General features: G+C 61.0%; 24 protein-coding genes and 2 pseudogenes. 24 read left to right on the forward strand and 2 right to left on the reverse strand.

The genetic code is table 11. The annotated features are described in order from the left end of the window. The first annotated feature begins 2 nt into the window (after positions 1-2). The 5 genes from mltG (at position 3) to AC3IYG_RS07830 (ending at position 4,083) form a co-directional block, all read left to right on the forward strand. Entirely contained in the window at positions 3-1,070 is a 1,068-nt protein-coding gene (gene mltG / locus AC3IYG_RS07810) for an endolytic transglycosylase MltG (protein ID WP_489313217.1), read from the forward strand. 20 nt (positions 1,071-1,090) lie between these two features. Then, complete coding sequence (gene tmk / locus AC3IYG_RS07815) at positions 1,091-1,723, forward strand: dTMP kinase (RefSeq protein ID WP_489313218.1); 633 nt, start codon at positions 1,091-1,093, stop codon at positions 1,721-1,723. 28 nt (positions 1,724-1,751) lie between these two features. Further along, positions 1,752-2,741, forward strand: a complete 990-nt coding sequence (locus AC3IYG_RS07820; RefSeq protein WP_489313219.1) for a DNA polymerase III subunit delta' — start codon at positions 1,752-1,754, stop codon at positions 2,739-2,741. Positions 2,742-2,788: 47 nt separating this feature from the next. Further along, positions 2,789-3,145 carry a PilZ domain-containing protein gene (locus AC3IYG_RS07825; protein ID WP_489313220.1) on the forward strand — a complete coding sequence of 119 codons (357 nt, stop codon included), beginning with the start codon at positions 2,789-2,791 and terminating at the stop codon, positions 3,143-3,145. A 149-nt stretch (positions 3,146-3,294) separates the two neighbouring features. After that, complete coding sequence (locus AC3IYG_RS07830; protein WP_489313221.1) at positions 3,295-4,083, forward strand: TatD family hydrolase; 789 nt, start codon at positions 3,295-3,297, stop codon at positions 4,081-4,083. Positions 4,084-4,290: 207 nt separating this feature from the next. Here AC3IYG_RS07830 and AC3IYG_RS07835 read toward each other — a convergent pair whose 3' ends face one another. Next, positions 4,291-5,424 (reverse strand): aminotransferase class V-fold PLP-dependent enzyme, encoded by a 1,134-nt coding sequence (locus tag AC3IYG_RS07835; RefSeq protein ID WP_489313222.1) that lies wholly within the window; start codon positions 5,422-5,424, stop codon positions 4,291-4,293. A gap of 76 nt (positions 5,425-5,500) precedes the next feature. Here AC3IYG_RS07835 and AC3IYG_RS07840 point away from each other — a divergent pair, with 76 nt between their 5' ends. The 17 genes and pseudogenes from AC3IYG_RS07840 (at position 5,501) to AC3IYG_RS07920 (ending at position 21,303) form a co-directional block, all read left to right on the forward strand. Continuing rightward, positions 5,501-6,139, forward strand: coding sequence for a TetR/AcrR family transcriptional regulator (locus AC3IYG_RS07840; protein WP_119954210.1), 639 nt, complete (start codon positions 5,501-5,503; stop codon positions 6,137-6,139). A 91-nt stretch (positions 6,140-6,230) separates the two neighbouring features. Beyond that, positions 6,231-7,199, forward strand: a complete 969-nt coding sequence (locus AC3IYG_RS07845; protein WP_489313223.1) for a GTP 3',8-cyclase MoaA — start codon at positions 6,231-6,233, stop codon at positions 7,197-7,199. A 111-nt stretch (positions 7,200-7,310) separates the two neighbouring features. Continuing rightward, positions 7,311-7,433 (forward strand): annotated as a pseudogene (locus tag AC3IYG_RS07850) (radical SAM protein); the annotation flags it as partial. Positions 7,434-7,759: 326 nt separating this feature from the next. Next, positions 7,760-8,716 carry an AraC family transcriptional regulator gene (locus AC3IYG_RS07855; RefSeq protein ID WP_489313224.1) on the forward strand — a complete coding sequence of 319 codons (957 nt, stop codon included), beginning with the start codon at positions 7,760-7,762 and terminating at the stop codon, positions 8,714-8,716. Between the two features lie 305 nt (positions 8,717-9,021). Beyond that, positions 9,022-10,386 carry a benzoate 1,2-dioxygenase large subunit gene (gene benA / locus AC3IYG_RS07860; RefSeq protein WP_489313225.1) on the forward strand — a complete coding sequence of 455 codons (1,365 nt, stop codon included), beginning with the start codon at positions 9,022-9,024 and terminating at the stop codon, positions 10,384-10,386. After that, entirely contained in the window at positions 10,383-10,871 is a 489-nt protein-coding gene (gene benB / locus AC3IYG_RS07865; RefSeq protein ID WP_489313226.1) for a benzoate 1,2-dioxygenase small subunit, read from the forward strand. Before benA ends, benB begins: the two co-directional genes overlap by 4 nt. A 14-nt stretch (positions 10,872-10,885) precedes the next feature. Beyond that, positions 10,886-11,899, forward strand: a complete 1,014-nt coding sequence (benC, locus tag AC3IYG_RS07870; protein WP_489313227.1) for a benzoate 1,2-dioxygenase electron transfer component BenC — start codon at positions 10,886-10,888, stop codon at positions 11,897-11,899. 188 nt (positions 11,900-12,087) lie between these two features. After that, the gene (locus AC3IYG_RS07875) at positions 12,088-12,867 is read left to right on the forward strand and encodes a 1,6-dihydroxycyclohexa-2,4-diene-1-carboxylate dehydrogenase (protein ID WP_489313228.1); all 780 of its coding nucleotides are present in this window, start codon (positions 12,088-12,090) and stop codon (positions 12,865-12,867) included. 66 nt (positions 12,868-12,933) lie between these two features. Further along, entirely contained in the window at positions 12,934-14,277 is a 1,344-nt protein-coding gene (locus tag AC3IYG_RS07880; RefSeq protein ID WP_489313229.1) for an MFS transporter, read from the forward strand. 31 nt (positions 14,278-14,308) lie between these two features. After that, complete coding sequence (locus tag AC3IYG_RS07885; RefSeq protein WP_489313230.1) at positions 14,309-15,430, forward strand: muconate cycloisomerase family protein; 1,122 nt, start codon at positions 14,309-14,311, stop codon at positions 15,428-15,430. Positions 15,431-15,454: 24 nt separating this feature from the next. Further along, positions 15,455-15,745 (forward strand): muconolactone Delta-isomerase, encoded by a 291-nt coding sequence (gene catC, locus AC3IYG_RS07890; protein WP_489313231.1) that lies wholly within the window; start codon positions 15,455-15,457, stop codon positions 15,743-15,745. A gap of 51 nt (positions 15,746-15,796) precedes the next feature. Next, entirely contained in the window at positions 15,797-16,723 is a 927-nt protein-coding gene (gene catA, locus AC3IYG_RS07895; protein WP_489313232.1) for a catechol 1,2-dioxygenase, read from the forward strand. Between the two features lie 108 nt (positions 16,724-16,831). Further along, positions 16,832-18,052 (forward strand): benzoate/H(+) symporter BenE family transporter, encoded by a 1,221-nt coding sequence (locus AC3IYG_RS07900; protein ID WP_489313233.1) that lies wholly within the window; start codon positions 16,832-16,834, stop codon positions 18,050-18,052. Positions 18,053-18,346: 294 nt separating this feature from the next. Then, positions 18,347-19,627, forward strand: a complete 1,281-nt coding sequence (locus tag AC3IYG_RS07905) for an OprD family porin (protein WP_489313234.1) — start codon at positions 18,347-18,349, stop codon at positions 19,625-19,627. 236 nt (positions 19,628-19,863) lie between these two features. Beyond that, positions 19,864-20,013: pseudogene (locus AC3IYG_RS07910) on the forward strand (radical SAM protein); the annotation flags it as partial. A gap of 105 nt (positions 20,014-20,118) precedes the next feature. Further along, positions 20,119-20,721: a DUF4823 domain-containing protein gene (locus AC3IYG_RS07915; RefSeq protein ID WP_489313235.1), complete on the forward strand. Its 603-nt coding sequence runs from the start codon at positions 20,119-20,121 to the stop codon at positions 20,719-20,721. Positions 20,722-20,733: 12 nt separating this feature from the next. Next, positions 20,734-21,303, forward strand: coding sequence for a DUF1285 domain-containing protein (locus AC3IYG_RS07920; protein WP_489313236.1), 570 nt, complete (start codon positions 20,734-20,736; stop codon positions 21,301-21,303). Between the two features lie 55 nt (positions 21,304-21,358). Here AC3IYG_RS07920 and AC3IYG_RS07925 read toward each other — a convergent pair whose 3' ends face one another. After that, positions 21,359-23,023 carry an electron transfer flavoprotein-ubiquinone oxidoreductase gene (locus AC3IYG_RS07925; RefSeq protein WP_489313237.1) on the reverse strand — a complete coding sequence of 555 codons (1,665 nt, stop codon included), beginning with the start codon at positions 23,021-23,023 and terminating at the stop codon, positions 21,359-21,361. A 327-nt stretch (positions 23,024-23,350) separates the two neighbouring features. On the opposite strand from AC3IYG_RS07925, the gene AC3IYG_RS07930 reads away from it, so the two are divergent. Then, a complete protein-coding gene (locus AC3IYG_RS07930; protein ID WP_489313238.1) occupies positions 23,351-24,100 on the forward strand; it encodes an electron transfer flavoprotein subunit beta/FixA family protein in 750 nt (249 codons plus the stop codon). After that, positions 24,101-25,030, forward strand: a complete 930-nt coding sequence (locus AC3IYG_RS07935) for an electron transfer flavoprotein subunit alpha/FixB family protein (protein WP_489313239.1) — start codon at positions 24,101-24,103, stop codon at positions 25,028-25,030. The last annotated feature ends 38 nt before the right edge of the window (positions 25,031-25,068 follow it).

Consider the following 25,068-nt stretch of genomic DNA (forward strand, 5'->3'; position numbering starts at 1 on the left):
TCGTGATACGCAAATTATTACTGCTACTGCAAGGCGGGCTGCTGCTGGCCGGTCTGTTGCTGGTGTTCGCCGCCTGGCGGCAGCACACGGCCCTTGAGCAGCCGCTGAATGTGCCGCAGGGGTACGTGTTGGATGTGCCTGCCGGCGCCACCCCGGGCGGCGTGCTCAATCGCCTGGAAGACGAGGGGGTGTTGAGGGGTGCCTTCTGGTTGCGGCTCTACTGGCGATTCAACTCGGCAGGGCAACCGTTGCACAGTGGCGAGTATCAACTGACGCAAGGGCTGCGGGCGCGTGACCTGCTCGGCTTGTGGCAGCGCGCGGAGGTGCTGCAGTACAGCCTGACCCTGGTCGAAGGTTGGAATTTCCGCCAGGTACGTGCCGCATTGGCGCGCCAGCCCAAGCTCGAGCAGACCCTTGCCGGGCTGAGCGATACGCAGCTGATGGTGCGCCTCGGTCAGCCCGGGGTTTATCCCGAAGGGCGTTTTTTTCCGGATACCTACCGCTTTGTTCGCGGCATGAGCGATCTGGATTTGCTCAAGCAGGCCTATGCCCGCCTGGATGAAGTGCTCGCCGAGGAGTGGCCCAAGCGTGCGGAGAATCTGCCTTATCGCGAGCCCTATCAGGCCTTGATCATGGCCTCGATGATCGAAAAGGAAACCGGCGTGCCGCAGGAGCGCGGGCAGATCGCCGGGGTGTTCGTCCGCCGTCTGCGGATCGGCATGCAGTTGCAGACTGACCCGACGGTGATCTACGGCCTGGGCGAGCGCTACACCGGCAAGCTGACCCGCGCCCATCTGCGCGAGCCGACCCCCTACAACACCTACGTGATTGCCGGCATGCCGCCAACGCCGATTGCTTTGGTCGGGCGTGAGGCGATCCATGCGGCGCTGCATCCCGTGGCTGGCAAGAGCCTGTATTTTGTCGCCCGTGGCGATGGCAGCCATGTATTCTCCGACGATCTTGATGCGCACAATCGAGCGGTGCGTGAGTATCAGCTCAAGCGCCGCGCCGATTACCGTTCCAGCCCGATCCCGGCCAGTACGGCCGATCCGGCATCCGCCACGCCATGAATCATGAATAAGGACAGCCTGTGACCGGCCTGTTTATTACCCTGGAAGGCCCGGAAGGCGCCGGTAAAAGTACCAACCGCGAATACCTGGCCGAGCGCCTGCGGGCGCAGGGTATCGATGTGCTGCTGAGTCGCGAACCCGGCGGCACACCGCTCGCCGAGCGGATTCGTGAGCTCTTGCTGGCGCCCAGCGCTGAGCCGATGGCCGCGGATACCGAGCTGCTGCTGGTGTTCGCCGCCCGCGCCCAGCACTTGGCCGAGGTGATCCGCCCGGCATTGGCGCGCGGCGCGGTGGTGCTCTGCGATCGCTTTACCGATGCGACCTATGCCTACCAGGGCGGCGGTCGAGGTTTGTCCGAAGCGCGCATCGGGGTGTTGGAAAACTTCGTGCAGGGCGACCTGCGCCCCGACCTGACGCTGATTTTCGATCTGCCGGTCGAAGTCGGTTTGGCTCGTGCCGCGGCCCGTGGCCGACTGGATCGGTTCGAGCAGGAAGGCCGCGATTTCTTCGAGTCCGTCCGCCAGGCCTATCTGCGCCGCGCCAATGCCGCGCCCGCGCGTTATCGCGTGGTGGATGCCGCGCAGTCGCTGGTCGAGGTGCAGTTGTCGCTCGATGCGTTATTGCCCGAGTTGCTGGAGTTAACCCGTGGTTAAGGCGACAACGCGGAGCGGGAAGTAATTGATGACACACCCTGTGTACCCCTGGCAGGCCGCACTGTGGCAGACCCTGGCGGGGCGCATCCAGCATGCGCACGCCTACTTGCTGCATGGCCCGGTGGGCATCGGCAAGCGGGCCTTGGCCGAGCGCTTGATGGCGCGGCTGCTGTGCCGCGACCCGATTGGACTGGATGCCTGTGGCCAGTGCAAATCCTGCCTGCTGCTGGCGGCCGGTTCGCACCCGGATAACTTCATCCTGGAACCGGAAGAGGCCGACAAGGCGATCAAGGTCGACCAGGTGCGCGAGCTGGTGAGCTTCGTCGTGCAGACCTCACAGTTCGGTGGCCGCAAGGTGGTGCTGGTGGAGCCGGCGGAAGCGATGAACCTGAACGCCGCCAACGCCCTGCTGAAAAGTCTGGAAGAGCCCTCTGGGGATACCGTGCTGCTGTTGGTCAGTCACCAGCCCAGCCGCTTGTTGCCGACGGTGAAAAGCCGTTGCGTGCAACAGGCCTGTCCGTTGCCGAGTGAGGCCGATAGCTTGGCCTGGCTGGCGCAGGCGCTACCAGAGAGCAGTGCAGAGGAGCGGCGCGAGCTGCTGAGCCTGGCTGCCGGCTCGCCACTCGCGGCCATCAGCCTGCAGGGGCAGGGGGTGCGTGAACAGCGGGCGCTGGTGGTGGAGGGGGTGAAGAAACTGCTCAAGCAGCAACAGGCGCCGAGCCAACTGGCGGAAAGCTGGAATGGCATACCGCTGCTGCTGCTGTTCGATTGGTTTTGCGACTGGTCGCAGCTGATTTTGCGCTATCAGATGACTCGGGATGAAGACGGCCTCGGCCTCCACGATATGCGCAAGGTCGTGCAATACCTTGCCGACAAGTCGGCACAAGCCAAGATCCTGGCTTTGCAGGACTGGTTGCTCGCGCAGCGGCAGAAAGTGCTCGGTAAAGCCAACCTCAACCGTGTTTTGCTTCTCGAAGCCCTGCTTGTGCAGTGGGCAAGCCTGCCCGGACAAGGCTAGAATCGGCCACTGGATCGTTAACCGTCAACAGAGCCTAGGAATGCCGCATGAGCTTGCCACCGAATCTTGGTCCGCGTAACGGAATTCTGTCCCTGACGATCAAGGACAAATCCGTGCTCTATGCCGCGTATATGCCCTTTATCAAAAACGGCGGTTTATTCATTCCCACCAACAAGAGCTACAAGCTGGGCGACGAAGTGTTCATGTTGCTCAACTTGATGGACGAGCCGGAAAAAATTCCGGTCGCCGGCAGGGTGGTCTGGATCACGCCCAAAGGCGCCCAAGGCAATCGCGCCGCCGGTGTTGGCGTGCAGTTCAACGATGGCGACAACACGGCCCGCAACAAGATCGAAACCTACCTGGCCGGGGCGCTGACGTCCGACCGCCCGACCCATACGATGTAAGGACCTGTTTCAGGTTGGCTGCGTTTGCGGATGCGGCGTTGAACACAGGCTCCGACTGCTCATTCACGGCTCGAAAACTCCGCGTCCTCGCCTGTGTTCGCCTTACCTGACCTACGCTCGCGACGACCTTGAACAGGTTCTGTAACGCCATGCTTGTCGACTCCCACTGTCACCTCGATCGCCTTGATCTGGCGGCCCATGGCGGTTCCTTGGATGCTGCGCTGGATGCCGCGCGTGCGCGGGGCGTCGGGCATTTCCTCTGTATCGGCGTCAGCGCGGATAACGCCGCGGCGGTCAAAGCGCTGGCCGAGCGCTACGCGGATGTCGATTGCTCGGTGGGCGTGCATCCCCTCGACCTCGAACCGGGTGCCGCACCGGCCCTGGATTGGTTGCTGGCCGAGTTGAATCACCCGCGGGTGGTGGCGATCGGCGAAACCGGGCTGGATTATCACTACGAGCCCGAAGCCGCCGAGCTGCAGCGCGAGGCTTTCGCCCTGCACCTGGAGGCGGCGAAACTCACCGGCAAGCCGGTTATCGTGCATACCCGCGAAGCCCGTGCCGACACCCTGGCGCTATTGCGTGCCGCCGCCTTGCCACAGGGCGGCGTGCTGCATTGCTTCACCGAAGACTGGGAGATGGCCAAGGCCGCGCTGGATATCGGCTTTTACATCTCGTTGTCCGGCATCGTCACCTTCCGCAATGCCGATGCTCTGCGTGAAGTGGCTCGCCAGGTGCCGGTCGATCGCCTATTGGTGGAAACCGATTCGCCGTACCTCGCGCCGATCCCCTATCGCGGTAAACCCAATCTGCCGCAGTACGTACGTGAGGTCGCAGAGTTTCTCGCCGAGTTGCGCGGGGTGAGTTTCCAGACGCTTGCAGAGCAGACTACGGTGAACTTTCAGCGCCTGTTCCCTCTGGCGCACTTAAATCGCGGATAAAAAAAACCCGGATTCTGGGGGATGAATCCGGGTTAAGACCATTAGGAGTAAATCAAGATACACAGTCCACGGTACCTTGCCTGGTGGGGCACTTGGGGGAGATGCCGCACGCCAGTAACTTGAGTATCGGTGAAGATTGGCGATCGTCCAGGCCAGTTCCGTTCATTTCTTAAACAGATTTGGAATACCGGCGCTGCTGCTGAGTCCTCACTTCGCTGCCAGCTGGCCCAGCAGGGCCAGGGTTTCGTCGATCACCCTCGGCTCAGTGTAGAAATGCGGGGACAGGCGGATGCCGGCGCCGCGTTGCACGCAGATCACCTGTTCTTGTTTAAGTCGTTCAAATAGCGCCTGTTTCTCCCAGCCGGCAAGGCTGAAGGTGAGAATCCCGGCTCGTCGCGCGGGATCGGTCGGGCTGTGCAGGGTGATGCCGGGCAGTTTGGATAGCCCGGCCTGCAGCCACTGCATGCGCTCTTCCAGGGCTTTGCCTACCTCGGTCATGCCGACATCTTCCAGTAACGACAGGCTGGCCTCCAAGGCCATGGTGCCGAGCATGTTCGGGCTGCCGCATTCAAAGCGCCGCGCGCTGTGCGCTGGTTGCCAGTCCGTACGGTTGTAATCGCCCATGTGCTCGAGCATGTGCCAGCCGTACTCGTGCAGCTTGAGCTGCGTGCGCAGGTCGCTGCGGCAATAGAACACGCCCAGCCCTTCCGGGCCGAGCAGCCATTTGTGCCCATCGGCCATGGCGAAGGCGCAGTCGCAGGCCTGAGCGTCGAAGGGTAGGGCGCCGAGTTGCTGGATGGCGTCCACGCAGAACAACACTCCACGTTGCGTGCAGCCATGACCGAGGCGCTCAAGATCGAGGCGCAGGCCGCTGGCGTATTGCACGGCGCTGATCGACATCAGTCGCGTGCGTGGCCCGCAGGCGGCCAGCAGGGCGTGCTCGGGGTCGGCACCGCTCAGGTTGACCTGTATCACCTCGACGCCCAGCGGTTTCAGCGCCTCCCAGACGATACGGTTGGAAGGGAATTCCTCGTCGCTGATCACGATTTGCTCGCCGGCCTGCCAGTCGAGGCCGAAGGCGACGAACGACAGGGCTTCCGAGGTGTTCTTCACCAGGGCGATGTCATCGGTTGAGGGTGCATTGAGCAGCCGCATCAGGCGTTCGCGCAGCCGCTGCTCGACATGCATCCAGTCTGGGTAGTCGCGGGCGCCGAGCAGCACGTTCTGTTCGGCGAAGCGACTGACGGCCAGTGCCGCCCGGCGTGGCCAGGGTGCTACGGCTGCGTGGTTCAGGTAGCGTAACCCTGGGTCTTGGATAAACTCGTCATGAAAGACGTACATGGTCTGATGATCCGTGCAATTTGGCCCTAAATAGGCATAATACGCGCCTTCGATTTTTGACCCCGCAGTCTCTTTTATGCAGAAAGAACCCCGAAAGATCCGTGAATTTCGCCGCCGCGAGCAGGAAATTCTCGATGTTGCGCTAAAACTCTTCCTCGAACAGGGTGAGGATAGCGTCACTGTCGAGATGATCGCTGACGCCGTCGGGATTGGCAAAGGCACCATCTACAAGCATTTCAAATCCAAGGCGGAGATCTACCTGCGCCTGATGCTCGACTATGAGCGCGATTTGAACGAGTTGCTGCACTCGGCCGACGTGGATCGTGACAAGGAGGCCTTGTCGCGCGCTTATTTCGAGTTCCGCATGCGCGATCCGCAGCGCTACCGCTTGTTCGACCGCCTGGAGGAGAAAGTTGTCAAAGGCAACCAGGTGCCGGAGATGGTCGAGCAGTTGCACAAGATCCGCGCCTCCAATTTCGAGCGCCTGACCCTGCTGATCAAAGGCCGGATCGCCGAAGGCAAGCTGGAAGACGTGCCGCCGTATTTCCACTACTGCGCTGCCTGGGCGTTGGTGCATGGCGCCGTGGCGCTGTACCACTCGCCGTTCTGGAGCAATGTGCTGGAAGATCAGGAAGGTTTCTTCCAGTTCCTCATGGATATCGGTGTGCGCATGGGCAACAAGCGCAAGCGCGACGGCGAGACGCCGCCCATTTGATTCCATTCAGCCGGCCTATATCGGCATGCCAGGCATGTGGGTGGGCGGGCTGCGGGGATATACTGCGACGTATAACCCGTCGGAGTCGCCCATGATCGTCGACCGTCAGGGCAGGCGTTTTCGCAACTTGCGCATCAGCCTGACCGCCGCCTGCAATTACGCCTGCACCTACTGCGTGCCCGACGGCAAACGTCTGGTCGCGGCCCAGGATGAGTTGTCGGCCGAGGCCATGGTTCGTGGTGTGGCCTACCTGATCGAGGCCGCAGGTATTGAGCAATTGCGCATCACCGGCGGCGAACCGCTGGTCAGCCCCAAGCTGGATGTGCTGTTGCGAGGCGTCAGCCAACTGGGTTTGAAAGACATCAGCTTGACCAGCAACGGCCAGTTGCTGGCGCGCAAACTGCCGCTGCTGGTTGAAACCGGTATCCGTCGTTTGAACGTTTCCCTCGATACCCTCGACCCCCAAGCCTTCCGCCGCATTGCCCGTGGTGGTGATCTGGCCAGCGTGCTGGATGGGCTGGAGCAGGCGCGGGCGGCGGGGTTGAAGATCAAGCTGAATATGGTGCCGCTGCGTGGGCAGAACCTCGATCAGGTTCTGCCGCTGCTGGAGTACTGCCTGGAGCGCGGTTTCGAGTTGCGCTTCATCGAGCTGATGCGTATGGGGCATCTGGCTCGCGACCATAATGGTTTTATGCAGCAGTTCGTCGGTATGCCCGAGTTGCTGGCAATGATCGCCGAGCGCTACGAATACCTGCAGGCCGATGCGCCGGTGGATGCCACAGCCTTGCGTTACCAGGTTCCCGGTCAGGGCTTCTTTGGCGTGATCGCCAACGAGAGCGTGCCGTTCTGCCGCACCTGTTCGCGGCTGCGCCTGTCGTCCACGGGCTGGTTGCATGGTTGCCTGTCCTCGAGCAATCGTCACTATGTCGGCGACCTGCTGGATAAACCCCGCCATCAGGCTTTGCCAGCGTTGCAGCGATTACTGGTCAGGGCGCTGGGGGACAAGCAGGAACTGGCCTTTTCCGGCGGCGTGACCGTGATGAAGATCATTGGCGGTTGACCGTTCGGGTCACTTTCGCGCCTGTGCTCCTGCAATTCTGGTGTCATCCGCTGCGTGCAAGCGTCGACGCAAGCCAGCTTATTTATCGAGTCCGAGGAGCTGCTTGCAACCATGAGTGCCGAACAATTTCCCATCAGTTATATCGAGCCGGTGTTTCGTCCGCCGAGCGAGGCGCATTCGCGGATCCTGCCGGTGACCCACGGTTGCTCCTGGAATCAGTGCCGTCTTTGCGATTAGTTACCCCTTTCTCTACTCCCATAGTCGCTGTAATACCGTTCGATTATCGGCTACTGAACCGATAACCGAATTGTGGGAGCAGGCGGCACGTCTTACTGTGCAGGTTGCGGCGCTCCAGCTGGAGTGCGCCCTGATAAAAACAATGAGACGTGGCCGCGGCTATGCTCCTGCATGTACGGGCTGCAGGCGGTCTTCTGAGGCGGCTCGCCCGCCGGTCAGTTGTCTGACAGTCTGCGGTGGGGAATCCAGTAAATTAGCGCTGTCGCCTGGCCTGGATGCCTGTGCCGCGTGAGCTGAGAAATGACATCAAGAGTGTCTTACGTATGAATAGTCCCCTGCTGAGTCAACGCAGTATGGTGTTTGAGCGTGGCGACCCCTACGCGGTGTCTGACTACGTCAATCAACATGTCGGGACCCATTGCATTCGTCTGCCCGCTGCCGGCCATCCGCTGTCCAGCCTCAGCCACCGTAAATTCGCCAGCTTGGATCTCTGCCAGATCAGTTATGGCGGCAGTGTGCGGGTCACTTCCCCGGCCTTGGAGAGCATTTTCCATCTGCAGATCCTGCTGAAGGGTCATTGCTTGTGGAAGGGCCGTGGGCAGGAGAGGTTCCTCGCTCCGGGCGAGCTGTTGCTGATCAATCCGGATGATCCGGTCGATCTGACCTACTCGGACGACTGCGAGAAATTCATCCTCAAGCTACCCGTGTCGCTGCTTGAAACCACCTGCAACGAGCAACGCTGGCTGAAGCCGAGTGAAGGCGTGCGTTTCACTCAGAACCGCTACCGCTTGCAGGAGCTCGAAGGTTTTGTCGGTTTGCTCGGCCTGGTCTGCGAGGAAGCGGAGTCCGAGCTGATCCTGCCAAGGATCAGTGAGCACTACACGCAGATCATCGCCAGCAAGTTGCTGACTCTGCTCAAGACCAACGTCAGCCGCGAGGAGCTGTGCGCGCAGGCGGCTTCGTTCGAGCGGATTGCCCATTACATCGAGAGCAATCTCAAACAGGACATCTGCGTCGAGCAACTGGCGAATCAGGCGCATATCAGCCTGCGTTCGCTGTATGCCTTGTTCGAGCGGTATGCCGGTAGTACGCCGAAGAGCTACATCCGACGCAAAAAGCTGGAGCAGATCAATGTTTGTCTGAGCGACCCCAGTTGCAGCGTGCGTAATGTCACCGAGATTGCGCTGGATTACGGCTTCCTGCACCTCGGACGTTTTTCCGAAAGCTACAAGAGCGCCTTCGGCGAACTGCCTTCGGACACCCTCAAGCGCCGGGGCTGATCACTGGATCCCCGCGCTCGCGAGGATGATGTACTCGGGTAGGGCAGAGTTGTCGGCTGCATTCCCGTTCCTGCGCCAACCCCCCTGCACCAACTTCACTCCGTCGTTCCCGCGTCGGCGGGAATCCAGTGGCATGCCTCGGTCCCGCGCCGAACCCCAGCCCCGCTCAGGTGCAAATCCACTGGGCGAGCGCCGCTGAACAGCCCTGCACAAAAAGGATAGTGGTCTGCACAAAGCGGATATTGCGCCCCCTCCTGTGTCCCTACTCTTGGCCCGTCAGTACAAAAACAATGGAGGCCCTGGCCATGTCCCTGGGATTCGACTTTATTAATTCCCTGCTTGAAGAAGATAAGGAGAAGGGCATCTACCGCTGCAAGCGCGAGATGTTCACCGATCCCCGGCTGTTCGAGCTGGAAATGAAGCACATCTTCGAGGGCAACTGGTTGTATCTCGCCCACGAGAGCCAGATTCCCAACAAGAACGACTACATCACCACCGTCATGGGGCGCCAGCCGATCTTCATCGCGCGCAACAAAGACGGTGTGCTCAACGCCTTCATCAACGCCTGCAGCCACCGTGGCGCGATGCTTTGCCGGCACAAGAGCGGTAATAAGGCCTCCTATACCTGCCCGTTCCACGGCTGGACCTTCAATAACTCCGGCAAGCTGCTCAAGGTTAAAGATCCGGCCGATGCCGGTTACCCGGACAGCTTCAACTGCGAAGGTTCCCACGACCTGACCAAGGTCGCGCGTTTCGAGTCCTATCGTGGCTTCCTGTTCGGCAGTTTGAACGCCGACGTCAAACCCTTGGTAGAGCACTTGGGCGAGTCGGCGAAGATCATCGACATGATTGTTGACCAGTCGCCGGATGGCCTGGAAGTGCTGCGCGGCTCATCCAGCTACATCTACGAGGGCAACTGGAAGCTGACCGCCGAGAATGGCGCCGACGGCTACCATGTCAGCTCCGTGCACTGGAACTATGCCGCCACCCAGAACCAGCGCAAGCAGCGCGAAGCCGGCGAAGAAGTGCGCACCATGAGCGCCGGTGGCTGGGGCAAGAAGGGCGGTGGTTTCTACTCCTTCGAGCAAGGCCATCTGTTGCTCTGGACTCACTGGGACAACCCGGAAGATCGCCCGTTGTACGAGCGCCGTGATGAGTTGGCGCGCGACTACGGTCAGGCGCGTGCCGATTGGATGATCGGCCACTCGCGCAACCTGTGCCTGTACCCGAACGTGTACCTGATGGACCAGTTCAGTTCGCAGATCCGCATTGCCCGACCGATCTCGATTGATCAAACCGAAATCACCATCTACTGCATCGCGCCCAAGGGCGAGAGCGCCGAGGCGCGCGCCAGCCGTATCCGTCAGTACGAAGACTTCTTCAACGTCAGCGGCATGGCGACGCCCGATGACCTGGAAGAGTTTCGCTCCTGCCAGCAGGGTTACCAGGGCAGTCGCGCCGGTTGGAACGATATGTCCCGCGGTGCCGAGCACTGGGTGGAAGGCGCCGATGAAGCGGCACAAGAAATTGACCTCAAACCCAAGCTCAGCGGTGTGCGTACCGAAGATGAAGGCTTGTTCGTGCTGCAGCACCAGTACTGGCAGCAGACCCTGCTCGCGGCGCTGAAAAAAGAGCAAGAGCAGCTGATTCACGTGGAGGCCGCGCAATGAGCATTTCTTATGACGCCGTGCGCGACTTCCTCTACCGCGAAGCGCGTTACCTGGACGACAAGGACTGGGACAACTGGCTGGAGATGTATGCCGCCGATGCGACCTACTGGATGCCGTCATGGGATGACAGCGACGAACTGACCGAAGATCCGCAGACCGAAATCTCGCTGATCTGGTACGGCAATCGCGGCGGTCTGGAAGACCGCGTGTTCCGCATCAAGACCGAACGCTCCAGCGCGAGCATTCCGGACACCCGTACCTCGCACAACATCAGCAACCTCGAACTCCTCGAACAGGCGGACGGGCTGTGCAAGCTGCGCTTCAACTGGCACACCCTGAGCTTCCGCTACAAGACCGTGAACAGCTACTTCGGCACCAGCTTCTACACCCTCGACGTGCGCGGCGACAGCCCGCTTATCAAGGCCAAGAAGGTCGTATTGAAGAACGACTACGTGCGTCAAGTCATCGACGTGTATCACCTCTGAGGGGGCGCGCCAACATGAGCCATAAAATCGCATTCAACTTTGAAGACGGCGTTACCCGTTTCATCGACGCCAGTGCCAACGAGACCGTTGCCGATGCGGCCTACCGCCAGGGCATCAACATACCGCTGGACTGCCGTGATGGCGCCTGCGGCACCTGCAAGTGCCGCGCCGAAGCCGGTCAGTACGATATGGGTCAGGACTACATCGATGACGCCCTGACTGAAGAGGAAGCCGAGCAAGGTTTCGTCCTGACCTGCCAGATGCGCGCCCAGAGCGACTGTGTGATCAGCGTGCCGGCCTCGTCGCACGTCTGCAAAACCGCTCAGGCCAGCTTCGAAGCGGCGATCAGCAACGTCCGTCAGCTGTCCGACAGCACCATCGCGCTGTCGATCAAGGGCGAGGCGCTGAACAAGCTGGCCTTCCTGCCGGGCCAGTACGTCAACCTGCAGGTGCCTGGCAGCGAGCAGAGCCGTGCCTATTCGTTCAGCTCGTTGCAGCGCGACGGCGAGGTCAGCTTCCTGATCCGCAACGTGCCGGGTGGGCTGATGAGCAGCTTCCTCACCGGTCTGGCCAAGGCTGGCGACAGCATGAACCTGGCCGGCCCGTTGGGCAGCTTCTATCTGCGTGAGATCAAGCGTCCGTTGTTGTTGCTGGCCGGTGGCACCGGCTTGGCGCCGTTCACCGCGATGCTGGAGAAGATTGCCGAACAGGGCAGCGAGCACCCGTTGCACCTGATCTACGGGGTCACCAACGACTTCGACCTGGTGGAAATGGAGCGTATCGAGGCCCTGGCCGCGTGCATTCCCAACTTCACCTTCAGCGCCTGTGTGGCCAACCCGGACAGCAGCTACCCGCAGAAGGGCTATGTGACTCAGCACATTTCGCCTGCGCACCTCAACGATGGCGAAGTCGACATCTACCTGTGCGGCCCGCCGCCGATGGTCGAGGCGGTCAGCCAGTTCATCCGCGAGAAGGGTATTCAGCCGGCGAACTTCTACTACGAGAAATTCGCCGCGAGTGTCGCCTGAACCATCTACGGGACTCCCGCCTTCGCGGAAATGACGGGGTAAACGGGGAGCTTTGCATTGCACCGTCATCCTCGCGAAGGCGGGGATTCAATAAGCAAGGCGAAAACCGGGTCCCGATACATACAGTTTTCCTTTGGGGCTGAGCCGTGCCGAGCAGGTCCGGCCAGTCCTCTTTTAACGAGGCTGCCATGAGCACTTCACGCTTTCACGACAAGGTCGCGGTGATTACCGGTGCGGCCCAAGGTATCGGCCGCCGTGTGGCCGAGCGGATGGCCGCCGAGGGCGGGCGCCTGCTGCTGGTCGACCGCTCCGAACTGGTCCACGAACTGGCCGATGAGCTGAGAGGCGTCAGCGAGGTGCTGACCCTGACCGCCGACCTCGAACAGTACGGCGATTGTTCCAAAGTGATGGCAGCGGCGGTGGAGCGCTTCGGGCGCCTGGACATCCTGATCAACAACGTCGGCGGCACTATCTGGGCCAAGCCGTTCGAGCATTACCAGGAGCACGAGATCGAGGCCGAAGTGCGCCGCTCGTTGTTCCCCACCCTGTGGTGCTGCCACGCCGCGCTGCCGTACATGATTGAGCAGGGCAGTGGCGCCATCGTCAACGTTTCCTCGATTGCTACTCGTAGCCTCAACCGCGTGCCCTATGGCGCGGCCAAGGGTGGCGTGAATGCGCTGACCGCCTGCCTGGCGTTCGAAAACGCCCAGCGCGGCATCCGCGTCAACGCCACCGCGCCGGGCGGCACCGAAGCGCCGCCACGGCGTATTCCACGCAACAGCGCCGAGCAGAGTGAGCAGGAGAAGGTCTGGTACCAGCAGATCGTCGAGCAGACCCTCGACAGCACGCTGATGAAACGCTACGGCAGCATCGATGAGCAGGTCGGAGCGATTCTATTCCTGGCCTCCGACGAAGCTTCCTACATCACCGGTATGACTCTGCCTGTCGGCGGAGGTGATCAGGGTTAAGCCGCGCTCAGCGCGGTGTTCGGCAACCACAACGCAGTTTCTATAACAACAACAAGAGACAACGCCATGCGCAAAATCGACGTACACCACGTAATCGATAATGCACGCTTCAACAGCTTCCACTGGATGGTGCTGTTCTGGTGTGCCCTGATCATCATCTTCGACGGCTACGACCTGGTCATTTATGGCGTGGTCCTGCCGGTGCTGATGAAAGAGTGGGGCTTGAGCCCGCTGGAAGCCGGCGCACTGGGCAGCTACGCGCTGTTCGGCATGATGTTTGGCGCGCTGTTCTTCGGCCCGCTGTCGGACAAGATCGGGCGCAAGAAAACCATCACCATCTGCGTGCTGCTGTTCAGCGGTTTTACCGTGCTCAATGGCTTCGCCCGCAGCCCCACGGAGTTCGGCATCTGCCGCTTTATCGCCGGTCTCGGTATCGGCGGGGTGATGCCCAACGTGGTGGCGCTGATGAACGAATATGCGCCGAAGAAGATCCGCAACACCCTGGTCGCCATCATGTTCAGCGGTTACTCGGTGGGCGGCATGCTCTCCGCTGGCTTGGGCATGGTGCTGATTCCGCAATTCGGTTGGCAGGCGGTGTTTTTCGTCGCCGGTATTCCGCTGTTGCTGTTGCCGTTGGTGGTTTACCTGCTGCCGGAGTCGGTCGGCTTCATGCTGCGTCAGGGCCGTACCGAAAAAGCTCGTGCGGTGCTCAAGCGGGTCGATCCGCAGTACGACCTGCGTGCTGACGATGAACTGGTCATGACCGCTGCGAAAAGCGAAGGCGCCCCAGTGCTGCAACTATTCCGTGACGGCCGTGCGCTGCGCACGCTGATGCTCTGGCTGGCGTTCTTCTGCTGCCTGCTGATGGTTTACGCACTCAGCTCCTGGTTGCCGAAGCTGATGGCCAACGCCGGCTACAGCCTGGGCTCGAGCCTGTCGTTCCTGCTGGTGCTGAACTTCGGTGCGATCTTCGGTGCAGTCGGCGGTGGGGTGATGGGCGACAAGCTCAACCTGCCACGGGTGTTGGCGGTGTTCTTCGCCATCTCCGCGGTGTCGATCACTTTGCTCGGCTTCAAGAGCCCGACGCCGTTGCTATACGGCCTGATCGCCATTGCTGGCGCCACCACCATCGGTTCGCAGATTCTGCTCTACGCCTGTGCCGCGCAGTTCTATTCCATGGCCATCCGCTCCACGGGTCTCGGCTGGGCTTCGGGCATCGGCCGTAACGGCGCCATCGTCGGCCCGCTGCTCGGCGGCGCGCTGGTCGGTATCAGCCTGCCACTGCACTACAACTTCATGGCCTTCGCCGTGCCCGGCGTGGTCGCGGCCCTGGCCATGAGCGTTTTCGCCATCAGCAGCCGTCGCGCCAGCAGTGAAGCGACGGCGGCCCTGGCTCCGGCCTCGGCCTGAACCCACACCACCACTCTGTCCGGATATTGATATGAGCCATTCACCGATCGAAAGCCTCGAGGCGATCATTGTCGATCTGCCGACCATCCGCCCGCACAAACTGGCGATGCACACCATGCAGAACCAGACCCTGGTGGTCATCCGCATTCGTTGTGCCGACGGTATCGAAGGCATTGGCGAGGCCACCACCATCGGCGGCCTGGCCTATGGCAATGAAAGCCCGGACAGCATCAAGACCAACCTCGATTGCCACTTCGCGCCGCTGCTGATCGGCCAGGACGCCAGCAACATCAATGCTGCCAGGCAGCGCCTGGACAAGGTGATCAAGGGCAACACCTTCGCCAAGTCCGGTGTCGAGAGCGCACTGCTGGACGCCCAAGGCAAGCGCCTCGGCCTGCCGGTCAGCGAACTGCTCGGTGGCCGTGTGCGTGACAGCCTGGAAGTGGCCTGGACCCTGGCCAGCGGCGATACCGCCAAGGACATCGCCGAAGCTGAACACATGCTCGATGTGCGTCGCCATCGCATCTTCAAGTTGAAGATCGGTGCCGGTGCAGTGAACCAGGATCTGGCCCACGTGATTGCGATCAAGCGCGCGTTGGGCGACCGCGCCAGCGTACGCGTCGACGTCAACCAGGCCTGGGACGAGGCGGTCGCCATCCGCGCCTGCCAAGTGCTCGGTGACAACGGCATCGACCTGATCGAACAGCCGATCTCGCGCAACAACCGCGCCGGCATGGTGCGCCTTAACCAGCGTAGCCCTGCGCCGATCATGGCCGACGAATCGATCGAATGCGTAGAGGACGCCTTCAACCTGGCGCGCGAAGGTGCGGCCTCGGTATTCGCCCTGAAGATCGCCAAAAACGGTGGCCCGCGTGCCGTACTGCGCACCGCGGCGATTGCCGAAGCGGCCGGTATCGGCCTGTACGGCGGCACCATGCTCGAAGGCGGCATCGGCACCCTGGCCTCGGCCCATGCCTTTGTCACCTTGAACAAGCTGACCTGGGATACCGAACTGTTCGGCCCGCTGCTGCTGACCGAAGACATCGTTACCACGCCGCTGGTGTACCGCGATTTCCAACTGGAAGTCCCGAAACTGCCGGGCCTTGGTCTGGCCATCGACGAAGAGCGCCTGGCGTTCTTCCGCCGCAAGTAACCCTCAGCACAGGAGCGAATAGCCATGCTGTTCCACGTAAAAATGACCGTGAAAATCCCGCTCGACATGAACCCCGAGCAAGCCGCCCAACTCAAGGCCGACGAGAAGGCCCTGGCCCAGCGCCTGCAACAGGAAGGCAAGTGGCGCCACTTGTGGCGCATCGCCGGGCAGTACGCCAATTACAGTGTGTTCGATGTGGCGAGTGTGCAGGAGCTGCACGACACGCTGATGCAACTGCCGCTGTTCCCCTACATGGACATCGAGGTGAATGGGCTGTGTCGCCATCCCTCGTCGATCCATCGCGACGACTGTTGATCCACCTGCGATAGCAACAGTACCGATAACAACAACGCGAGGTTAAGCATCGTGACCGTACATATTTCCCAAACTGCCGATATTCAGAAGTTTTTCGAGCAAGCCAGCGGCTTCAACAATGACCAGGGCAGCTCGCGCCTGAAGACGCTGATCAACCGGATCCTGATCGACAGCGTCAAGATCATCGAGGACCTGGAAGTCACCCAGGACGAGTTCTGGAATGCCGTCGACTACCTCAACCGCCTGGGCGCACGCAGTGAAGCCGGTCTGCTGGTGGCCGGCCTGGGCCTGGAGCACTACCTGGATCTGCTGCAGGACGCCAAGGATGCACAAGTCGGCCTCACCGGCGGCACCCCGCGCACCATCGAAGGCCCGCTGTACGTGGCCGGCGCACCGATCTGCGAGGCTGAAACACGGATGGATGACGGCCGCGAAGCCGGTACCGTGATGTTCCTCCAGGGCCAGGTTTTCGACGTTGACGGCAAGCCGCTGGCCGGTGCCACCGTCGACCTGTGGCACGCCAATACCCAGGGCAACTACTCCTACTTCGACCAAAGCCAGTCCGAGTACAACCTGCGCCGTCGGATCATCACCGACGCCGAAGGCCGCTACCGTGCGCGCAGCATCGTGCCGTCCGGCTACGGTTGCTCGCCGGATGGCCCGACCCAGGAAGTGCTAAATCTGCTCGGTCGTCACGGCCAGCGTCCGGCGCACATCCACTTCTTCATCTCGGCAGCGGGCTACCGGCACCTGACGACCCAGATCAACCTGGCGGGTGATCAGTACCTGTGGGATGACTTCGCCTATGCCACCCGTGATGGCCTGATCGGCGATATCCGCTTCATCGAAGACGCTGAGGCCGCCAGGGCTCGCGGTGTAGAAGGGCGTTTCGCCGAGTTGGAGTTCGACTTCCAGCTGCAAACCGCCCCGGTTCCGGTCGAGCAAGCGCGCAGCAATCGCCCGCGCGCCCTGCAGTAGGCCGTAGGGTGGATGACGCTCTTCTCATCCACCGTTGCTGGCCTGTCGAGCGTTTGGTGGATGGATAAAGCGCCATCCACCCTACGGTAACTATTGCTGCGAGGTGCCATGAAAACCCTGCTCAATGATTGTTCTCTGTCCGCTGCGGTTGCGGGATTTATTGCAACGGTCATTTCCTATGCCGGGCCGTTGGTCATCATCTTTCAGGCGGCGAAAACGGCCAATCTGCCCCATGACGTATTGTCGTCCTGGGTCTGGGCCATTTCCATCGGCAGTGGGGTGCTGGGTATCGTTCTGAGCATGCGCTTCAAGGTCCCGATAATCATCGCCTGGTCGGCTCCCGGCTCGGCCCTGTTGGTGGCGCTATTGCCATCGATCAGCCTCAACGAGGCGATTGGCGCTTACATCATTTCCAGCCTGATCATCCTGGTGGTCGGCTACTCCGGGGCCTTCGACAAGATCATCAGCAAACTGCCAGCCGCGATTTCCGCGGCGATGCTGGCGGGCATCCTGTTCAGCTTCGGTACCCAGCTGTTCGTGTCGATCAAGGACAAGCCGTTCATGGTGCTGGCGATGTTCGCCACCTATCTGCTGTTCAAACGTGTGCTGCCGCGCTACGCGGTGCTGGCGGTATTGCTGGTGGGCTGTCTGATTGCGGTGTTGGCCGGTGAGCTGCACAGCGATGCACTGGTGGTCGGTTTTGCCACGCCGATGTTAATCAGTCCCGAGTTCAGCTGGCACGCGACCTTGAACCTCGCCTTGCCGCTGGTGATGGTGGCGCTCACCGGCCAATTCGTACCGGGCATCGCCGTGCTGCGCAACGCGGGTTACCAGACGCCGGCCAGTCCGATCATTTCCAGCAGCGCGTTGGGCACTCTGCTGTTGGCGCCGTTCGGCTGCCATGGCCTCAATCTGGCAGCGATCACCGCAGCCATCTGCACCGGGCGTGAGTCCCATGAGGACAAGAGCAAACGCTACGTGGCCGGTGTGGTCGGCGGGCTGTGCTACCTGCTGCTGGGCATCTTCGGTGCAACGCTGGTGTCGGTCTTCAGTGCCTTCCCCAAGGAGCTGATCGCAGCCCTGGCCGGGCTGGCGTTGTTTGCCGCGATTGCCGGTGCGCTGGCCGGTTCCATGGCGGTGCCGGAAGACCGTGAAGCGGCACTGATCACGTTCCTGGTCACCGCCTCGGGTATGTCATTGCTGGGGCTTTCGGCGGCTTTCTGGGGGTTGATTTTCGGTCTCGCCGCGCACCTGCTGCTGACGCTCAAGAGGCCGGTACCGCTGCCTGCGCAGCCAGGACCCGAAGCAACATTGCCCGCAAATAACTGAGTACACGCCAATTCCCATGGCGGGTTCAGCAGAGCCCGCTGATGAATGATGAACCCGGTCGGGTTCCCGGAGGTGAAACAAGAAACTGATCCTGCGGTGAACGGCAGGTGAGGGCAGTGCCCCCTGCCGAAGAGCGTTTCCGGCGTCGGTTACAGGTGCAGATTTGGAGCGATCTGCATGCCGGCGTTAATCAGTAGATCCCTTCTTGAGTGCTTGCTGCGGGTACACGGTCTTTAAAAACCGGGCCACGCGGCATGGGGATCGGTTTGTCCCAATAAAAATAAGAGCGACCGCATGAAAAACAATATGAGCATGACCTGTGTGATGGTTTCAGCTGGCGTGGCCGCTGGTTTTTCCGGGCTGGCGACTGCGACGGAAGGCCCTTTCATTAAGGGTTCCACGGCCACCCTGCAAGCGCGCAATTACTTCTTCAGTCGTGACTATTCGGGCATTGTCGGACCGAACAAGCAGTCCATGGCCCAAGAGTGGGCTCAGGGCTTCATCCTCAACGTCAAGTCCGGTTATACCGACGGGCCGGTCGGTTTGGGTGTCGACGCCATCGGCACCCTGGGCATCAAGCTCGACAGCAGTCCCGACCGGGTCAAGACCGGCTTGCTGCCGTTGCACGACGATGGCAAGTCCGCCGACGAGTACAGCCGCTTGGCCGGCGCGCTGAAGGTCAAGGTGTCGAAGACCGAGCTCAAGGTCGGCGAGCTGCAACCCAACCTGCCGGTGCTGACCTTCAGCGACATCCGCCTGCTGCCGCCGAGCTACCAGGGCGCCAGCCTGGTTTCCAACGAAATCGACGGCCTGACCTTGAATGCAGGGCAACTGCGCTCCACCAGTCTGCGCGACTCCAGCAACGATCAGGAGATGTACGCCCTGATCAACGACCCGATCTATCCACGGCGTATCGCCAACATCACCTCGGATCGCTTCAACTATGCGGGGGCGGATTACAACTTCAACGACAAACGCACCACAGTGGGCGTCTGGCAGGCGCAGCTGCAGGACATCTATCAGCAGCGTTTCTACAGCCTCAAGCATGTCGAGCCGATGGGCGCCTGGAAACTCGGCGCCAATCTGGGCTTCTACGACGCGCAGGACGATGGTCAGAGCAAGGCTGGCAGCCTGGACAACCGGGCGTTCTTCTCGCTGCTCTCCGCCGCGCATGGCGGTCACACCTTCTACCTGGGTTATCAGGGCATCAGCGGCAAGGACGGTTTCCTGCGCATCGGCGACAACATCTCGCCGCTCGGCAATGAGGTGCCAACCTTCGAATTCGCCGCGCCGGACGAGCGCTCCTGGCAGGTACGCCACGACTACGACTTTGCTGCCCTCGGCGTGCCCGGTCTGGTCAGCACCGTGCGGTACATCAACGGTGACAACGTCAGCACCGGTAAGGGTTTTGAGGGCAAGGACTGGGAGCGCGACCTGGATATCGGTTACGTCATCCAGAGCGGCCCGCTGAAGAACGTTGGCCTGCGCTTGCGCAACGTTACCGCGCGCTCCAACTACCGCACCGATATCGACGAGAACCGCTTGATCCTCAGCTACACGTTGACGCTGTTCTGAGAGCCGGGTGGGGGAGCCTGGGCTGTGGGTGGGCGCTTGCGAGTTGATCGACCAGCTTCGCCCAACCCCGTCGCCCTCGCGAATGCGGAGGCCCAGGAAGGCGGCAGTCACCGCCTCCTGGTCGATCCTGGATTTCCGCCTGCGCGAGAATGAGGGGGTCGGGGCCGTTGGTTGGATTTCCCAGCGTGAGCTGGCCCAACACATGAATCGCTTGCTGGACAGTTCAAACGCTATTCCAAGAGCTCAAGGATACGGTGTTTTGCAGTGATCATGCCTCCAACTATATGGTGCTCAAAGGTAATCTGGGCGCGGACAAGGCGCGTATGCTGGCGCAGGTGCGTCAAGCCATCGAGCAGCCACAGCAGGCGCCCTTGAGGCTGGAGTAGCAGCGCGGTTTGTAATGCCGTTGCCGGGAATCATAAGGTCTGGCGCGGAAGCTGCAACAAGGCGTTATCCGCCGGTTTTCCGTCACCGGCACCCGGAGAGTTGCGATGCGTAGCCTGATTTTACTGCTGACGCTGATGGCCCTTGGTGGCTGTATGAAGGTCAGCGACATGAGCGATGGCGCTCTTTATCATTTGAGCGATGCGGGTTTCCTCGATCACAGCGAAACCCGTCGAGCCAGCCCCTGGCGGCTGCAGGCAGATTCTTTCATTTACATCGCTCAGGGGCATTTCGTGCCGCCCGGTGGCGCCTATCCGCGCCCGAACGTGATCGCGGAGCAAGCGTTCAACGGCTTTGTCGAGTATTTTCCAATGGTTCGGCGTGCGCGCAACCCGGCTGGCCTGGAAGAGTCGCTGAGTCAGGCACGCTCGGTCGGCGCGCATTATCTGTTGTATGCCCGCTTTGCCGATGCCGATGATCGGATCGGTACGGTAGAGGAGTGGGAAGATCAGGAGGCGGTGGATCGCCTGGGTGTGGACCACAGCGTGATCCAACTGATGCTGATCGAAACCAATACCCGTTACCTGGTGGACACCGCACGCATTCGCAGTCGTGGCGGTTTTCTGACGTTCTATGACGCCAAGCCGGATGACCTGCTTGGCCAGCCCCTGCAGGATTACGCGCGCCGTCTGCTGGGGTTGAGTGATTAAGAGGAAGAGTGGATGAGTGACCCGGGCAAGGCGGGTGATCTGTTGGCGCAGATCCCCAAGAGCGAGAAAAAGGGGCTGCCACCGGTACACCTGTGGAATCCGCCATTTTGCGGCGATATCGACATGCGGATTGCCCGCGATGGCACCTGGTTCTACCTGGGTACCCCCATTGGGCGTAAGCCGATGGTGCGGCTGTTTTCCACCATCATGCGGCGCGACGGCGATGCCTACTTCCTGATCACGCCGGTGGAGAAGGTCGGGATCAAGGTCGATGACGCACCGTTTATCGCCATCAGCCTGCAGGTCGAAGGCGCGGGCGAAGAGCAGGTGCTGTGCTTCACCACCAATGTCGAGGATGAAACCGTTGCCGGCGCCGAGCACCCGTTGCGGGTCGAGCTCGACCCGCTGACCCAGGAGCCGGCGCCCTATGTGCATGTGCGCGCCAATCTGGAAGCGTTGATCCACCGCAACGTGTTCTACCAGTTGGTCGAATTGGCCGTGCCGCGCGAAATCGATGGTCGGCTCTGGCTGGGGGTCTGGAGTGGCGGGCAGTTCTTCCCCATAGGTCCGCAGCCGGACTGAATCGCAGGCATAAAAAAGGGCTCCACCAGGGAGCCCTTTTTAATTACCCGTCACATTACATGTTGGGGTAATTCGGACCGCCAGCGCCTTCCGGCGCCACCCAGTTGATGTTCTGGGCCGGGTCTTTGATGTCGCAGGTTTTGCAGTGCACGCAGTTCTGCGCGTTGATCTGGAACTTCTTCTCGCCGCTTTCCTGCGTGACGATTTCATACACGCCCGCAGGGCAGTAACGCTGTGCGGGTTCGTCATACAACGGCAGGTTTTTCAGCAGCGGAATGCTCGGATCGGTCAGCTTCAGGTGGCAGGGTTGTTCCTCTTCATGGTTGGTGTTGGAGAGGAATACCGAGCTCAGTTTGTCGAAGCTGATCTTGCCGTCGGGTTTCGGGTAGTCGATCTTGTTCGCCGCTGCGGCCGGCTTCAGGGTGGCGTAATCCGGCGTAGTGTCGTGCAGGGTCAGCGGGATTTTGCCGCCAAAGATGTTCTGATCGACGAAGTTGAACGCGCCACCCATGAGTGGGCCGAACTTGTGCAGCGCCGGACCGAAGTTGCGGCTGCGGAACAGTTCGTCGTACAGCCAGCTGGCCTTGAAGCCATCGACATAGGCGGTCAGCTTGTCGCCGCCTTCTCCACCGGCGATTAGCGCGTCGGCTACGGCGTCGGCGGCCAGCATGCCGGACTTCATGGCAGTGTGGCTGCCCTTGATCTTGGCGAAGTTCAGCGTGCCGAGGTCGCAGCCGATCAGCGCGCCGCCGTCGAAGACCATTTTCGGCAGCGAATTCAGGCCGCCTTTGCAAATGGCGCGAGCGCCGTAGGCCACGCGTTTGCCGCCTTCCAGGTACTGCTTGATCACCGGGTGCTGCTTGTAGCGTTGGAACTCGTCGAACGGTGACAGGTGCGGGTTGCTGTAAGACAGATCAACGATCAGGCCGACTACCACTTGGTTGTTTTCCAGGTGATAGAGGAACGAACCGCCGGTGTTCTCGTTGCCGACCACGTCCAGCGGCCAGCCGGCGGTGTGCAGCACCAGGCCTTGCTCGTGCTTGGCCGGGTCGATGTCCCAGATTTCCTTGATGCCGATGCCGTAGTGCTGGGCGTCAGCGTCGCTGTCCAGATTGAATTTCTTGATCAGCTGCTTGCCGATATGGCCACGGCAACCTTCAGCGAACAGGGTGTACTTGCCACGCAGTTCCATGCCCGGGGTGTAGTAACCCTCTTTCGGGTGGCCTTCACGGTCGACGCCCAGGTCGCCGGTGAGGATGCCACGTACCACGCCGCTTTCGTCGATCAGCGCTTCCTGAGCGGCAAAGCCCGGGTAGATTTCCACACCGAGGTTTTCGGCCTGCTGGGCCAGCCAGCGGCAGAGGTTGCCCAGGGAAATGATGTAGTTGCCCTCGTTGTGCATGGTCTTGGGCACAAAGAGGTTAGGGACCTTGATCGCGCTCTCGGCGCTTTTCAGCATATAGATGTCATCGCGCGTGACCGGCGTGTTCAGCGGGGCGCCGAGCTCTTTCCAGTCAGGGAACAATTCATTCAGTGCGCGCGGTTCGAATACTGCGCCGGAGAGGATGTGGGCGCCGACTTCGGAGCCTTTCTCGACTACGCAGACGCTGATTTCTTTGCCAGCTTCTGCAGCCTTCTGCTTCAGTCGGCAGGCGGCGGACAGGCCAGCAGGGCCGGCGCCGACGATGACGACGTCGAACTCCATAAATTCGCGTTCCACAGGCTATCTCCTACTCAGGCTCTTTCGATGTTTTATATTGGAGGTCTAGGCTCGTTCCTTGAGCTGTGCGGGCGCATTATATCCACTGCCTTTGGCAGGTCCAATACAAACGTTTGTTTGAATTTACTTGGAGCCTGATAGAATCAGGCGTTCACGACTTATAAGTGGCCATTTTGCCGTATTGACCAGCATGGACGATACGGTCAAGATACGGGCGGTTTTGCGCTGGCCATTCTATAGGCTGACCGTCGGTTCCGGCCGATGGGCATCAGTGGCCAGGTTCGCCTTGGCGACATTCTTTTTTCACCGGAGAGTAACGAGGAATCCATGAAGGTTCTTGTAGCTGTCAAACGAGTGGTTGACTACAACGTCAAGGTTCGCGTCAAAGCGGACAACTCCGGCGTTGATCTCGCCAACGTCAAAATGTCGATGAACCCCTTCTGCGAAATCGCCGTGGAAGAAGCTGTACGCCTGAAAGAGAAGGGCGTAGCCAGCGAGATCGTCGTCGTTTCCATCGGTCCGAACGCGGCTCAAGAGCAACTGCGTACGGCCTTGGCCCTGGGCGCTGATCGCGCCATCCTGGTCGACACCAATGACGAGCTGAACTCCCTGGCCGTGGCCAAGCTGTTGAAGGCGGTGGTCGACAAAGAGCAGCCGCAGTTGGTGATCCTTGGCAAACAAGCCATCGACAGCGACAACAACCAGACCGGCCAGATGCTCGGCGCCCTGACCGGCTACGCGCAAGGCACCTTCGCCTCCAAGGTGGAAGTGGCGGGCGACAAGGTCAACGTGACCCGTGAAATCGACGGCGGCCTGCAGACGGTGGCCCTCAACCTTCCGGCCATCGTCACCACCGACCTGCGCCTGAACGAGCCGCGCTACGCGTCGTTGCCGAATATCATGAAAGCCAAGAAGAAGCCGCTGGAGGTTGTCACTCCGGATGCGCTGGGCGTCTCCACCGCGTCCACCGTCAAGACGTTGAAAGTTGAAGCGCCGGCGGCTCGCAGCGCCGGCATCAAGGTCAAGTCAGTGGCTGAATTGGTCGAGAAACTGAAGAACGAGGCGAAGGTAATCTAAATGACTATCTTGGTTGTTGCAGAACACACAAACGCCGCGCTGGCTCCTGCCACGCTGAACACCGTGGCGGCTGCCGCGAAAATCGGTGGCGACATTCACGTGCTGGTTGCCGGTGCCGCCTGTGGCCCCGCGGCTGAAGCCGCGGCGAAAATCGCCGGCGTGTCCAAGGTTCTGGTTGCTGACAATGCGGCTTATGCGCACCAGCTGCCGGAAAACGTTGCACCGCTGATCGCAGAACTGGCCAAGGCCTACAGCCACGTCCTGGCTTGCGCCACGTCCAACGGCAAAAACATCCTGCCGCGCGTTGCCGCCCATCTGGATGTCGATCAGATCTCCGAGATCATCGCGGTCGAAAGCGCCGACACCTTCAAGCGTCCGATCTATGCCGGTAACGCCATCGCTACCGTGCAGTCTTCGGCGGCGGTGAAAGTGATCACCGTGCGTTCCACCGGTTTCGATCCGGTCGCGGCTGAAGGCGGTTCGGCGGCGGTTGAAGCGCTGAGCGGTTCGGCTGATGCGGGCAAGTCGTCCTTCGTTGGCGAAGAGCTGGCCAAGTCCGATCGTCCGGAGCTGACCGCGGCCAAGATCGTCGTTTCCGGCGGTCGTGGTATGCAGAACGGCGATAACTTCAAGTACCTGTACGCGCTGGCCGACAAACTTGGCGCCGCTGTGGGTGCTTCGCGCGCCGCAGTCGATGCCGGTTTCGTGCCGAACGACATGCAGGTCGGCCAGACCGGCAAGATTGTCGCTCCGCAGCTGTACATCGCGGTCGGCATCAGCGGTGCGATCCAGCACTTGGCCGGGATGAAAGACTCCAAGGTCATCGTCGCGATCAACAAGGACGAAGAAGCACCGATCTTCCAGGTGGCTGACTACGGCCTGGTAGGCGATCTGTTCGAGATCGTTCCGGAGCTGGAAAAACTGATCTGATTCGGTTTTCCCCGCCCGCTAAAAAACCCGCTCATCGA

This window comes from Pseudomonas sp. KH_027 (assembly GCF_057838565.1).